Consider the following 14,487-nt stretch of genomic DNA (forward strand, 5'->3'; position numbering starts at 1 on the left):
CTACTTTTGCAAGTCTTGCTTCGCATTGTGCGGTAGGTCGCGTTAATGAACCATCGGGGTTTTTAAGACGAACGCCCCTTTGCAGTCTTTCAAGCGCCTTGGTATCGGGCCTCCCCCTTACTTTCACCATGTATGTTCTCGGTACTCTAAATGATGGATGAGTTAAAACTTGGGCCAGTTCGCCATCGTTAGTTAATAGAATTAATCCTTCGGCATCAAAATCTAATCTACCAACTGGGTACAATCGTGGCAGTTCACCCTCAAAGCGCCGTTCGCCTTTAGCGCGGCTTCTTTCAAGCACGCGCATAATCGTTGGGCGGCCTTCAGGATCACGTACCGTGCTAACCACATGTGTTGGTTTATGCATAGCAATTGTCAGCTTTGGTTCTGATTTAAGGCGACCATGACCTTCTACTTCAATTGTGTCATTTACTGGGTCAGCCTTGGCCCCTAAAGTACGAATCACTTGACCGTTAACCCTTACCCGACCATCTATGATATAATTCTCGGCCGCTCGTCGCGAAGCTATGCCCGCGTTAGCGATTATCTTCTGCAATCGAATTTGTTTCATGGCTTTTAGTGTAAACCAATCTCTCTTAATTTTGTGCGTTTTTATTATCAGTATTATTATTTGTTACTGCTATTTCGTTGCTTATGGTTTCTTGTTCAATCTGAATACCTTGCGATGCTAAGGCATCACGCGTTGTAGCCTCTGTAGTAGTAAGCTGTGACATTGCTTGGTCAAGCAATTCAACATCAGGACCTGCATCAAAGCCCAACTTCTTTGCTTGTTGACTAAGTTTTTCAATACTTTGATGCTTTTCATCAAAATCACGCAACTCTTCTGTCGATTCTGGGTTAAGCTCATGAAATTCACGTAGACTTGGCAGTTGAGCAAGATTGTTTAAGTTAAAAAAGCTTAAAAATTCTCGCGTGGTCGCATAAAGCATAGGTCTACCTGGTTCATCTTTTTTGCCAACAATGCGAATAAGATTGCGTTCAAGCAATAAACGCATAGTACCGCCACAATCTACACCACGAATATCATCTATTTCTGGCTTGGTAACCGGTTGGCGATAGGCTATTACCGCTAAAGTTTCAAGCGCCGCTTGCGACAAACGCAAAGGTTTTTCTTCACACATTGCGCGCAATACATATGAATAGCGAGTATTTGAACGATAGGTTAGACCATCAGCGACCTGTACTAATACAAAGCCTCGTTTATCATCACTTTGGTTAGTTTCTGCAATTAATATATCGTATATACTCTTTAATTCGCTAATTAGTTCTTCTTGTATCTCTTTGGTTTCTTCACACCAAAGTCTTAAAAATATTTTCTTAAGGGTATTAAGTGTTACTGGTTCAGCAGAAGCAAAAACAATCGCTTCAATAGCATGTCGTATTTCGTGGCTATCCATATTTATAACCGCCTCTCGTTTTCATCTTTGGGCGTTTTTTTATCAAAACTAGCATCTAAACCTTCAAGTTTAGCATTTGCTTGCAGAGCAGTAGAAAAACGTGCTTCAAGATAAATACCGCCTTCATTTGATTGATAAATACGTAGCAGTTGCAATTTTACCATTTCTAAAATAGCTAAAAAACTTACGACAATATCAATACGCATTGCCAAATCGGCTAACAGTTCTTCAAAGGGTATTGACTGACGCTCAATGAAAACTTCAATAAAAGCACGTACTCGTTGACGTACTGATACTGCTTCAAGAACAACCTGATGACGTAATTCAGGTTTTTGTCTTTTAAGCACCGCATCGAAAGCTTCAATAAGGGCAAATAAACCTACCTCTGCTAATGGCTGAAGTTCAGTTGATTTAGGGATATTTTCAGGATTGCGGTTAAAGGTATCACGCCCTACACGTGTTAAACCTGCTAATTGCCCCGCCGCATCTTTATATTTTTGATATTCAAGTAAACGCCTTACCAAATCTGCGCGTGGGTCAGTTTCTTCTTCGTCATCTACTTCAACCGGCTTAGGTAATAAAAGTTTAGATTTTATGTATAATAATTCAGCAGATACAGCTAAAAACTCAGCAGCCACATCAATATTTAATTCTTCCATAGTATGTAAGCAATCAAGATAGCGCTCACATATAAAGGCTATAGGAATATCAAAAATATCAAGAGCATGCTTGCGGATAAGGAATAGAAGCAAGTCAAGTGGACCTTCAAATCCATTAACATCTATTTGATATAACTCATGGTCACTTTCAGCTGCTGGGACGTAATCATTTGGAATAACTAGTGGTGGGCGTTCGGCTTTACGAGCTTCTTCGGCTGCTTTGGCCTCTGCCTCGGCAATACGAGCGGCTTCTTCTTTTGCAACTCGTTCAGCCTCTAGCCGTTCAGCTTCTTGTTGAGCAAGTCGTTCAGCTTGTTCTTGGGCGGCTTGGGCTTCGGCTTTGGCGATTCTTTCAGCTTCTTGTTGGGCTAGACGTTCGTCTTCTACTCGTTTTATTTCTTCTTGGGCTAATCGCTCAGCCTCTGCCCGATCAGCTTCTTCTTGGGCAATGCGAGCTTGTTCTTGAGCAATTCGCGCTGCTTCGAGATCAGCTAAATGCTGATCCCTCTCTTGTGAAGCTTTGGATATAATTGTCGGTTCATTGGGAATTGGCGCATCATTTGTTAAATGATTTGGTGCTGTTAAACGCAAACGCACTTCAGCTTGACGGCTCGAAGTGATCTTCGTCCACCAACGACGCACTGAATGAGTTACGCGCGCAAATAATGCACCAATGCGCTTTTTCACAGACCCATTGCCTCCCGAACTTCAATCATGGTTTTTTGAGCTTCTGCTCTGGCAACGGCATTTCCTTGTGCAATTGCGTCATCTAAATCACTTGATGCAAGGATAAGTTGTCGTTTTTCACGAATTGGCTCAAGAAATATTTCTAGTTTTTCGAGTAGTTGTTTTTTGCAATCAACACATCCTATTGCGGCAGTACGACATCCTGTTTCAATTTCTTTAAGAGACAATTCATCCTGAAAAATAGTCTGATATGAATAGATATTGCATATTTCAGGATTACCAGGATCAGTGCGTTTGATTCGTGCAGGGTCTGTTGGCGCTGGCATAACCTTTTTCTTAATTTCTTCTTTACTATCAGAAAGGTACACGGCATTGTTATAGGACTTTGACATCTTTCTGCCATCTAGTCCAACAAGCCTTCGTGTCTTAGCTAGCAATGATTGGGGCTCAGGAAATACAGGTTTATAATAACTATTAAATCGCCGTACTATTTTACGTGATAGCTCAACATGAGCTACCTGGTCCTCGCCAACTGGAACATGAGTTGCTTTATAAATAACAATATCAGCCGTCTGTAGTAGCGGATATCCTAAAAAACCAATCGTTGAGAGATCACGGTCACTTAATTCTTGTCGCATTTCTTTATATGACGGCACCCGTTCAAGCCACGGAATTGGAGTCAACATTCCTAACAAGGTCGATAATTCACCATGTTCAGGTACTGCAGCTTGCGTAAAAAGAGTGGATTTTTTTGGATCAATACCAACTGCAATCCAATCAGCAAACATCTCACGACGAAAACGTAAAAATTGAGAAGTATCATTATACCCAGTAGTAAGCGCATGCCAGTCAGCTGACATAAAAAAGCAATGATATTCACCACTGTTTTGTAGGCGAACCCAGTTTTCTAAGGCACCAAAATAATGCCCAAGATGAAGCGGACCAGTAGGTCTGTTTCCTGATAGAACTCGTGCTGGATTTGCCATAATAAGCTACCTTTTGATCGCAAAACAACGAAACGTCAATTAGGGGGTGTCCCTAAATAAATTACTTTAACTAAGACCTACAATTGCCTTTAATCCTGTAAATATTAGCTCGACAGGACGAGCTAATATTCGACCAGCAAAAACAATTATCAAAATAAGACCAATCCAACCAAAACGACGGCTTATGTTATGAAAACCAGAAGCCCATGCAGATGGTAACAAACCTGCAAGAACTGACTGACCATCTAATGGAGCTACTGGAAGCATATTAAAAACAAACAAAGCAATGTTAATTATGACCATACGAATTAAAAAAGTTGCAATTGCTTCGGGAGTATTGGCGATATAACCTGAATGCACCAAAAAAGATGCTAACGCCAAACATATAATTGCCATTAGCAAGTTTGATATTGGCCCGGCAGCCGCTACAATCATATGCCCCTTCCACATTGAAATTTTGCGCGTGTAACGAGATGGATCAGTAGGAACAGGTTTTGCCCAACCAAAAGCTGGTAGTCCTTGCATTGTTAATAACAACGGCAATACGAGTGTGCCAATTGGATCGATATGTGCAATTGGATTAAGGGTTAAACGACCGTGACGCGTAGCGGTATCATCCCCAAGCTGCTTAGCACTCCAAGCATGAGCAAATTCATGGACAGAAAGTGATAAAATTACGGGTATTAAACCAATTATGGCGACTATAAAAGTATCAAAATTGCCTTGTTCCACAAGAACTCCCAAGAACTCCCAAGACCTAGATGTTGCCGCCGCTTCACTAAATAAGGCAACAGTGTGAAACTTAAGCTAAACAGCATCCGGCTTAGTACGCTGCTATGCATACCGCCGTCAACCGCCGCCATAATATTAGCTATAGTTTAAAAAAAGGCTTAGTTTTTGTAGCCAATTACTAGCCCTTGCCAAGTGGATGGTGCCTATCAACTACTGAACATAAGTCTTTAGTATCAACATGGGTATAAATCTCAGTAGTTGCAATATTGGCGTGCCCTAACATTTCTTGTACCGAACGTAAATCAGCACCACCCTGCAATAAATGCGTAGCAAAAGCATGGCGTAGTTTATGTGGTGACAGTGAACGTGCAATCCCCGCTTGAACTCCCAACCGTCTGATAATTTTAAAAATGGCCATTCGTGATATTGGTAGGCCACGATTGCCTATAAAAATATATTGACTTGGACGCCCTTTTAATAAAGCAGGCCTACCTTGATTTAAATAAGCAGTTAAAGCTGCAATCGCTGGTTTTCCAAGAGGAACCACGCGCTCTTTGCTACCTTTACCAAATGGTCTAACAACCCCAAGAGATAAATGCAGTTCGTCGATTTGTAATTGGCATAGCTCACTAGCACGTAAACCAGATGCATATAGCAACTCCATGGCTGCATGATCACGTAATGCTCGGGGGGTTGTCGTATGTGAAGACTGCTGCATTAAACGATCAGCTTCAGCTCTAGATACAACAATAGGTAATTTACGACGTTGGCGTGGACCAATAAGCAATTTAGTCGGATTTTGTTTTATTTTTTGTGCAACTACTAGAAAATTGAAAAACTGTCGAACAGCAGAAAGTGCTCGCCCCTGACTTGCAGGAGTTAATCCTTGTTTTGATAACCCAGCAAGCCAGCGTGTTAAATGTAAAGTACGCACTGCTTCTGGTTTATTAACCTTTTGATCAGAAAGCGCTGTTCGCAATCCAAAGAGATCTCGTGCATATGCTTCAATCGTCCGTGGCGAAAGATTGCGTTCAACCCGTAGATGTTCAAGATAGCGGTCACAAGATTGTTCCATTGCAGTAAAAAATACGCTTTTATTATATATTTGGCAATTTTTGTTTATTTACTTCAATCTGATAACCTCATGTATAGTTGGTATTTTTTACAATATTAATTTATACCTTTATAAAGTGACTACCTTCAGCAATATCTCATTTGAAGAACAACTTTGGCGTCTTGCACAAGGTTATTTAACCAGTGGCGAGCCGGTATCTTTTTATGATGCTTTTACTTTAATTCGCTTGGCAAGACGAAGCGATAATCTTAGCGAAAAAACACTGCAATATCTAATTTCGGTATTTGATCACGAAACCACTACTAATGGCGGCAAAGGTGTATTAGCAGATTTCTTGCGTGCTTTAACTCAAAGACAAAATAAACAACGAGCCCGAGCTGAACGTATTATCTCCATTCGTGACCATGATACTACCATTCGCACTTTTGTTGGCGCGACATTATACATTTTAGTTAGTGACGCCACCGCAACTGCCGATGACTGGAGCGTAATCTGTCTTGAAGGTCCGGCTCAACTAACTCGCTTATCACCAATTCGCGCTCAAAGTTTAAATGCAGATTTTGAATTATTTTTGGTAAATCAAGGCCAAGTATCTTTAGAGCTTTGTACATTAAAAACCGAACGTAATATTAGAGATAAACGATTAAAATTATTAATAATAGTTGAATCAAAGAATACTTAAATTTCATACTCTACTTTTTAAAGCGCTAAAAATTAAAAAGCATTTCTGATAGAAATTGAATTCGCAACATTTTTATCTTTTACGCTGTATTTAAGGTCGATACTATAGCAATTGCTTTGGTATTGTTGTTCATCAATTATACGTACACCCAAACGAATTACTTGATTGTTATAAATATTACTCATACGAATTACCGGTAATGTGATTGTACCTGAAGTACTATTTGGATCTATAGCGTTATCACGAAAACTCGATAATAAATTTAAAGTAACAGGCGTCTGATCGCCATTTAAGTAGATAGTGGCACTACCGTTTTGAAGATCTCCCTCTTTATCAGAAAAAGATAGAGCTAAAACTATCGCCCAAGGGTCGTCCGGCATTGGATGATCAATTAGCCATATCCTTTCAATTTTTGGAGATGATGGGGTATTAGTTTGACCATCTGCAGGCGGGCAAGCATCCTGGCCACATCCGATCAATATGGATGAGAATAAAATAAAAAAAACAATCAAAGGTTTTTTTAATTGGGCTAAAAAAAATCGTAAATTCATAACATGTTCAACCATTTACCCACGCCCCCTTTACCGCTAGCAATAACAATTAAGTTTTTGATCGAATTTGTCATGTTAATCATTTTAAAAATACTTTGTTTTTAAAAAGATAGTGTTGAGTGTTGAATTCAATGTGCTATCGGCACTAACTACGTTGCCGACATTGATGGGTCAACTAAAGAAACATAATTCTAAATCGAATTACCTAAAAAATTTAAAAAAAAGAGAAAAATTGTGGTTTTAATCGACACGCAAACAAATCTTGACCAAGAATTAAAAGTGGCAAAAAAATTAGCAATAGCCGCTGGTGAAATAATTCTTGAACATTATAGTCAAAAAATATCAGTTCAATTTAAAGATGTGAGTAAATCAGATCCTGTTACTCAAGCTGATAAAGACGCTAATCAACTAATTGTTAATGGGCTAATCGCAGAATTCCCTCATGATGCCATATTAGCAGAAGAATCTCCGCAATCTGATGAACGATATAGTCGGTATAGATTATGGTGTGTTGACCCGCTTGATGGTACGCGAGAATTTATTGAACGTAATGGGCAATTTGCGGTTATGATAGGTCTTGCAATTTACGGCAAAGCCACACTTGGCGTTGTTTATCACCCTACTAGCGCTACATTATATTGGGGAGTTAAAAGCCAAGCTTTTCGACAGCATAAAGATGAACATCCGGTAGCTTTATCTTCAACTAAAAATACAGATCTAAAACAAGCCAGAATAATGGTTTCTCGCTCACATCGCTCACAAAGCGTAAGTCGCGTAATAAAAACACTCGGTATTACAAAAATTGAACCTCATGGCAGCGTGGGTCTAAAAGTAGTACGTATTGCAGAAGGTAGCGCTGATGTTTATTTATCGCTTTCAAATAAAACACAAGAATGGGACGCTTGCGCATCAGAAGCAATCATTACTGCTGCTGGTGGATGCATGACTGACGCATTAGGAAAACCATTGTTGTATAATAAAACCGTGCCCAATACTCCGCATGGCATGCTAGCGACAAATTCGCTGTTACATAAACGATGTGTAGACGCAGTTATACCACTTGCACAAGAACGTAATTGGTATAGCGAGTAAAGCAAAACAGTTAGTCGTTATTAGTCTTATTGGCTGGTTTTGCTGATGGCTTTGGTTTTAATTTTGTGGCAGGTTTTGCTTGTGCGTCTTTGGCTTTAGTCTTTTGACTGAGTTCAGTTTTATCGAGTGAAGCTAATTGCCCTTTTGCGTAATTTCCAAATTTACCCCCTTTACGCTGAACTTCAGTAAGTACTTTGCGCGCTTCTTCTCGACGATTTAGAGCCGCCAAAGTAACTCCAAGTAGATAACGCGCCTCATCGATAACCGCAGCGTCATCATTTGATTTTATTATTGTACGCAGAACTGGCTCTGCTTCTTGATAACGTTTTTGACTCCATAAAGCTGCCGCTAAATAATAACGAGCCGCTGAAGCAAAACGACCATCAGGTGCAAGTTTAAGAGAACGTTGATATCCCATAATGGCACTGCTGTGATTGCTTTTGTTTTGGGCGGTACGTGCCAAACGATAAGCGCTTTCGGCTGCCTGATCACGCAAATCACTAACTCGCCTTTCAAGCAATTTTGCCTCAAGAGTAGTAAGCTGCGATAACTCAATATCTTCTAGCAAATCAACCGCTTCTTTTTCTTGTTTATTGTCTAATAAGGTTACTAACTTGACCGCACTTGCTGCAGCTTTTTTGCGAAGATTGCGCTCTTTTTCGATTTCTTTTTCACGTTGTTTGGCATGTGCTAACGCTTTTTCTGCTTTTATTTTTATATCAGTAGTAGCTTTTTGGGTACTTTCAAGTTCACTTTTTAACGAACCAACAAGAGCGCTGTGAATTACGAATGCAGCAATAATAATTGCTGTGGCTACAATAATATGCACGCCAATACTAGCAATGCGAGTTCGTCGTTCAAGTGAATCGAAACGCTTTTGAAAACTTTTAATTTCGATTGAAAGGTTTTTAACCTGATTATCTGTTTTAATCGCTTGATTGCGTGCCTCAATGATTTCGCGGCGTAACTCAATCAATTCTTTGTCGGCATCAACCATAAAATTGCCTCCTGCTTACTTAAATAAAAACCCGACAAGAAAATCAGGTGCTTGTACTAACATTTAGACTCAAAGGTGCCAAACGATAATAATAATTTTTTTTGTTTATCGATATCTAAATCGATTTTAATATACAGGTATCACTATGAACGCAGATTCTGAAGCGACACATTCGACAGCCAATAAACCACGACGTCCGTGGCTTGCGGCGCTGCTAGCTATTGTTTCTCCCGGTCTGGGCCATGTTTACTCAGGTAAACCGTACTTAGGAATTACAATATCTCTAGCTCGTTGGTTCCCTATGTTAATTGTAATGACGCTTGGCACATTGCTTAATTTGGCTAAATGAAAAAGCTGTAGCTTATAAGCCTTGTGAAACACCTCAACTTATTGTGAACGAATCTAAACCAGGCGGTGAACCAATACCGGTTACTGCTAATTGCTACAACGAGACTTTGCCATCAGGCAAAACCTATAAAATACTGAGGTCGGTTGAAACAGAATATGTAGCTACTGACTACGGACCCGAAGTCGTTCCCAAAGGGCATGTATTTGTGCTCGGCGATAACCGTGACAACTCTTGGGATAGTCGCATGTGGGGATTTGTTTCTGTAGAGAACATCATTGGCGAGCCTGCAGTTATTTGGTGGTCTGTGGATCCCGTAGATGGTAACTTCAGATGGAGTCGAATAGGGCAGCGACTTTCCAACGAATACGCCGACACAAGAACAAACAACAACGACACAATATAACCCCTATAGCCCATATTATGAAAGCGCACCTTCGGCGCCATCTGATCCATATTCAGTATCTGTACCGACTCAAAACTCAAAAGATACTGAAGATACCAACGAACAACAAAGCAACAATGAAAGCGAGAACAGTTACCAACCTACTCATTCATATGATTATTATTAGTGCTATTAATAATTAACTTTGCATTATAGATTTGCAGCTAGTCAATAGACTACAACCCCAAAATTCATTTTTTTAAGGTTGTGGGATTTTTTAAACCGCCGCCATTATAAATGACATAAAATTTCTTTTTTTTAAAAGCGATTATAGAAGTGATGCGATTTTTATAATAAGACAAAAACGCAGTTATTGATAAAAAAGCCAACTTTATAATGTAGTTACGGTACCGTAACATCTACCTGCAACCCTGGCGTTATGATGACTTTATCGATAGTAGGTATAATATCGATAGTATCTGTACCGCTTGTTGATCCACTTGTGATAGCCACCACTCCAGAGCTGACAGCGCTGTCATAGCCATAAATTTTAGATACAAGGTAGCATGGTGAGCTTGGACAAGTGCTGGCACATACAGTCGGAGTACTTCCTGCGGGCTGATCGCAGTACTGCTGTGTAAATGAAAGCCCTAAGTTATCAACTGACGTAGGGCTATATAAAATTTTGGCAGTGACAAGGGCCATCTCTGGTTGTGTTGCAAAAGTAGCCGCCGGTGAGATAGGATTTTGATTTCGGTCCATAAAATAGAAGGTTGACATTTTACTGCTAGAGGCTGGAATCGATTGCGTATCAGGAGCAACAGACGAAAACCCAGTTGCGAAAACAGGTATCCCTGTGTAAAGCACGCGAGTCTCAGTCCAGAGAGTAGTATCTGAATCCCATATTCCATTGGGCATATCCCAGGTGTTATTGCCATTTAAGTCAACGAAATATTCATTAGTATCAAAGGCACCATCATCATCAGCATCGATAAATGGTTCACCTTGATCAATAAATGGCTCACCTGTATCCCAGTAACCATTACCATTGCTATCAACGAAGCCTTCTTCCCCTGTGGCCATTACTATAATAGTTGATAGACCATCACGTTGATTATAAGTAGTAACTCCACAGACATCGCTTCCTGAAGGATTGTCAAAACTCAATTCACCATCTGACGTAAACGGCGCAACATCAGCCGGAAGACCATAACCGGTAACCGCTATCGTATTGGTTACAAAACCAAGCGAGCTTGTTTGGTCAGTTCCTTGGGTGGGGTCATATTGCCCAGTGGCTACTGGCTGACCTGCGGCCCCGGCTTCGCTGGCGAAGGTGACGAGTAGCGATTTGCCAAGTACATTGTTGAATCTATCGGCAAAATAGGATGTGCATTGTATAGGGCTCTCTTTGCCAGCGTAGAATGTATGTAGACAATCAGTGTCCATCAAAGCAGGTATATTTTTAGGTGTGCAATCAAGAGCAATGTGGGCACCATTTACTTTTGCCCCGACGATGGCAATGTTTTGAATGGTGAAATCTTGAGTTGTACCACCAGCAGAGGCAGTAGCTATAACAGATACTAACCCAGCTACAGTACCAGAATAGAGGTTTACATATGCTAAACCAGTAGTGTCAGGTTGATCAGTAGGTGACGAGGTTTGGGTTTGATAGCCAAGGCATTTATTTGCTTGTAGGCACATGCTAGGAATATCGGCAGTCCAAGGTGTTGAGATACTTGAACCACCAAGGCGTTGGTGTTGAAAACGCACTGCTAGCCCATCTGGATAGGGATTCTGCTCAGTATCAAGCAACATCACACTGATTAAATTTTGTTCATTCCATCCAGAATACTTCACTCCCATTACTTGGTTTTGAATCGCCTTGACTTGAATTGAACCGAGCGCTGGCATTGTAACCAACGCAGAAATACTTATTTGCGGTAGTAAGGTAAGGGCAGCAGTGATAGTTGCAACTCCGGCGTTAGCACTAGCTTTATAGGTTACCTCCGCGATACCGTTAGAGTCAGTAACAATTGTCGTTGTTGTGGGAGTCGTAGAGTTTACTATAAAAGTACTAAGATTAGTCGTTAGGGTTATATTGGTATCAGCCTTAGGTTCACCTTGATAGGTAAGGGTTGCTGTTATAGTCGTTGTTGCCCCTCCGTCAGCAGGTAATCGTTTGCGCTTAGGAACCAATGTAAGTCCATAACCTGACGTTGTGTCAGTACAAACATTGTTTTTGCAGATAAAGTTAGAAGAGTTAGTTTTGCAGGTCTGATCAGCACAATCAGAATCAGCGCAATCAATATTAGTATCACAATCATCGTCAATGTTGTTATCGCAAATCTCGGTCGTTTGGGTTGGTGTACATGCTATGGCAACACAAACCGAATTCTGGCAAGTGCCTGCTGCTGAATTAATGAGACATGATTGCGCGTCACAGTCAGAGTCTTCGCAATCTGTATTGCCATCACAATCATCGTCAATGTTGTTGTTGCAGATATCAGTCGACTTGGTGGGTGTACATTCTTCAGTGACACAAACTAAATTCTGGCAAGTGCCCGCTGTTTTATTAAGGATACAAGCTTGGGTCGCGCAATCAGGGTCAGCACAGTCAATATTGGTGTCGTTGTTGTCATCAATGCTGTTGTTGCAAATGGTTTCGTAGCCGATAAAGCTAAGTGTAATACGACCAGTGACCTCATTAGCATCAGAAGCGGTTACAATAACATTTCCGGCACAGGTCGATGATGTATGTGCATTACAGACCGTGAGATCAACAAAACCAGATCTGCCATTTATGGTCGCTGATGTAGTACCATCTGCAAATGTACCTTGCTGAGTCCTTAGTGATATAGGCGCACTTGTGGCGCCATCAACATTGATGGTCACTTTGTTGCTGCCATTGGCCTTCACACCATAGATCACTTCAGAAACTCCTCCTGATAATATGGTTGCAGTAACAGTTAGCTTTGCGGTTGATGAAGAAGACGACCCCGAGTCACCACAAGCAGTAGCGATACTGAAAAGCGTGATGATAATCATGTGGGCAGTTTGGCGCATAGTTATACCTTTATGATTGTCATATGAGTTTCTTTAAGATTAGCTGTAAAGTAAAGAAATATTATACAGATTGAGAAGAACCGAAAATTCAGAAATTGAAGTAACCGGCAAGCTATCGATATCAGAAAATAAAATTTGGTCGGGGCGACAAGATTTGAACTTGCGGCCCCTTGACCCCCAGTCAAGTGCGCTAACCAGACTGCGCTACGCCCCGAACCTTTTGCGACCCTATAGACGAGCAGGATTGATAAGGTCAACAATTATCTCTACTGGCTGGCTAATGTTACCCACAGGCATGCTGCTATGCTAAAGTCTGCTTACAGCATACATGTTTATGGTTATAAGCAAATGAAAAGTAAAGTCTAACAATATATATATTTGGTAACTAGCTGTAATATAAAATAAATATGCAGTGTTACCTGTATGGTGGTCAGTAGCCTGAAATCCTAAAAATGATATGTAGGATATACCATAATAGTCCGGTTTCTCTAGGTTTTGCCTGTGGATAACCTGTGCGCGAATGTTATTAACTGATTTCTTTTATTTAATTGCGGATGCTTAATTACAAATTCAAGTATTTGCGTTAGTGTCTCCCCTACTTCACGTCCTACAAACCCTGCGGCAACTAAATCATTTCCAGTAATTGCCAGTTGTGAGATTTTCAGCGGGAGATTGCGATTAATCGCTCTTTGAGTACGGCGTGGAAATTCATGGTATGAGTGCCAAATACACGCTGCAATTTTTGCAGAAGTCTTTGCTGTTGCAGCGTCAATTTGTGATAACCAACAACGCAATGAATAGCCTTTAGGTGGGCTATTATCGGTTAAAAGGTTTAATGCTTTTAAGTTCTGCTCAACTTCGCGAATAACTTGGTTGCCTGCTCTCCAACGACGTAATATTTCACCTGCTATGTTTGGGGTTAGGTTTGCCAACATTGCCCAAGCGGTAAAGCGTTGCCACGGCTGATTTGCTTTTATATTATCAATAGCCTTAAGACGCGTTGGTTGAATCGTCATCAATTCTGGCGCCAATTCTTTTAATAAACCTGTATGCCACAATTCCCTGATACACGCAGAAAAAAATGGAGCTGCAGCCAACAAGCGACTCATCTCATCACGTTTGCGTTCCCATGAGACTGCTAAAAAAGTATTAATTGCTTTGGGTATTGCAGCTCGTGTTGTTTTTTCAATACGAAAAGACAACACTCCAGCAAAGCGCACAGCTCTTAATATGCGTAAACCATCTTCGTTAAAACGAGTTGAAGGATCGCCAACACAACGAACTACTCCTTTGCGCAAATCAGCAACACCAGCAAATGGGTCAATTATGCGTTCATTGATAAGATCAGCAGCAATAGCATTAATAGTAAAATCGCGCCGAGTTAAATCTTCATTGATATTAGTGTGAAACTCGACAGCGGCAGGTCGGCGTTGATCTAAATATGCGCCATCACGACGAAATGTCGTAACTTCAATAGGTTCTCCATCAATAATGACCATAATCGTGCCATGCTTTTCTCCTGCACGAACAACTTTAGAAAATAGTGAGGCTACTTGCGATGGTAGCAAATTGGTCGCAATGTCCCAGTCATTAGTTCGTCGCCCAAGAAATACATCTCTAACTGCACCACCGACTAAAAATGCTTGTCCGCCTGCTTTATGTAAGACCTTAATGACCTGGCTTACGTTGGGCGGGAGCCATCTTTTAAGCCGTTTTATCGCAAAACGTTCGCTTGCTATTCTATGAATCGTTTTGCTTATAGTGGTCATTTTTTAACCTTAACTCATAATGATATTGATTCAGTATAAATAACT

The 14,487-nt window shown here is 40.7% G+C and carries 14 protein-coding genes and 1 tRNA gene; 4 read left to right on the forward strand and 11 right to left on the reverse strand.

All coding sequences use genetic code 11. The annotated features are described in order from the left end of the window. From JW841_15335 to JW841_15360, 6 genes are all read right to left on the reverse strand, one after another. Positions 1–571, reverse strand: a 571-nt coding sequence (locus JW841_15335) for an rRNA pseudouridine synthase (GenBank protein ID MBN1962307.1), incomplete at its 3' end; no start/stop codon positions are given. Between the two features lie 25 nt (positions 572–596). Further along, entirely contained in the window at positions 597–1,418 is an 822-nt protein-coding gene (gene scpB, locus JW841_15340) for an SMC-Scp complex subunit ScpB (GenBank protein MBN1962308.1), read from the reverse strand. A gap of 2 nt (positions 1,419–1,420) precedes the next feature. Next, on the reverse strand, positions 1,421–2,764 hold the full coding sequence (locus JW841_15345) for a segregation/condensation protein A (protein ID MBN1962309.1): 1,344 nt from the start codon (positions 2,762–2,764) through the stop codon (positions 1,421–1,423). Further along, on the reverse strand, positions 2,761–3,750 hold the full coding sequence (gene trpS, locus JW841_15350) for a tryptophan--tRNA ligase (protein ID MBN1962310.1): 990 nt from the start codon (positions 3,748–3,750) through the stop codon (positions 2,761–2,763). Before trpS ends, JW841_15345 begins: the two co-directional genes overlap by 4 nt. 66 nt (positions 3,751–3,816) lie before the next feature. Then, on the reverse strand, positions 3,817–4,482 hold the full coding sequence (locus JW841_15355; protein MBN1962311.1) for a site-2 protease family protein: 666 nt from the start codon (positions 4,480–4,482) through the stop codon (positions 3,817–3,819). A 178-nt stretch (positions 4,483–4,660) separates the two neighbouring features. After that, positions 4,661–5,557 (reverse strand): tyrosine recombinase, encoded by an 897-nt coding sequence (locus tag JW841_15360; GenBank protein ID MBN1962312.1) that lies wholly within the window; start codon positions 5,555–5,557, stop codon positions 4,661–4,663. A 115-nt stretch (positions 5,558–5,672) separates the two neighbouring features. Here JW841_15360 and JW841_15365 point away from each other — a divergent pair, with 115 nt between their 5' ends. Continuing rightward, positions 5,673–6,239, forward strand: a complete 567-nt coding sequence (locus tag JW841_15365; protein MBN1962313.1) for a hypothetical protein — start codon at positions 5,673–5,675, stop codon at positions 6,237–6,239. 32 nt (positions 6,240–6,271) lie between these two features. On the opposite strand, the gene JW841_15370 is transcribed toward JW841_15365, so the two are convergent. Further along, entirely contained in the window at positions 6,272–6,805 is a 534-nt protein-coding gene (locus tag JW841_15370) for a hypothetical protein (GenBank protein MBN1962314.1), read from the reverse strand. A gap of 219 nt (positions 6,806–7,024) precedes the next feature. Here JW841_15370 and JW841_15375 point away from each other — a divergent pair, with 219 nt between their 5' ends. After that, positions 7,025–7,882, forward strand: a complete 858-nt coding sequence (locus tag JW841_15375) for a 3'(2'),5'-bisphosphate nucleotidase CysQ (protein MBN1962315.1) — start codon at positions 7,025–7,027, stop codon at positions 7,880–7,882. 10 nt (positions 7,883–7,892) lie between these two features. Here JW841_15375 and JW841_15380 read toward each other — a convergent pair whose 3' ends face one another. Next, complete coding sequence (locus JW841_15380; protein MBN1962316.1) at positions 7,893–8,879, reverse strand: tetratricopeptide repeat protein; 987 nt, start codon at positions 8,877–8,879, stop codon at positions 7,893–7,895. Positions 8,880–9,024: 145 nt separating this feature from the next. Between JW841_15380 and JW841_15385 the strand changes: the two genes are divergently transcribed. Then, positions 9,025–9,228, forward strand: coding sequence for a hypothetical protein (locus JW841_15385; protein ID MBN1962317.1), 204 nt, complete (start codon positions 9,025–9,027; stop codon positions 9,226–9,228). Further along, positions 9,200–9,631, forward strand: coding sequence for a signal peptidase I (gene lepB, locus JW841_15390; GenBank protein ID MBN1962318.1), 432 nt, complete (start codon positions 9,200–9,202; stop codon positions 9,629–9,631). The genes JW841_15385 and lepB overlap by 29 nt, the downstream gene beginning before the upstream one ends. Positions 9,632–10,012: 381 nt before the next feature. Here lepB and JW841_15395 read toward each other — a convergent pair whose 3' ends face one another. The 3 genes from JW841_15395 to JW841_15405 all read right to left on the reverse strand — a co-directional run bounded on the left by JW841_15395 (position 10,013) and on the right by JW841_15405 (position 14,442). Further along, complete coding sequence (locus tag JW841_15395) at positions 10,013–12,673, reverse strand: hypothetical protein (protein ID MBN1962319.1); 2,661 nt, start codon at positions 12,671–12,673, stop codon at positions 10,013–10,015. Positions 12,674–12,809: 136 nt separating this feature from the next. After that, a tRNA-Pro gene (locus tag JW841_15400) sits at positions 12,810–12,887 on the reverse strand. Positions 12,888–13,161: 274 nt separating this feature from the next. Next, positions 13,162–14,442, reverse strand: coding sequence for a CCA tRNA nucleotidyltransferase (locus JW841_15405; GenBank protein MBN1962320.1), 1,281 nt, complete (start codon positions 14,440–14,442; stop codon positions 13,162–13,164). Positions 14,443–14,487: the final 45 nt, after the last annotated feature.

This window comes from Deltaproteobacteria bacterium (genome assembly GCA_016931625.1).
Classification (GTDB): domain Bacteria; phylum Myxococcota; class XYA12-FULL-58-9; order XYA12-FULL-58-9; family JAFGEK01; genus JAFGEK01.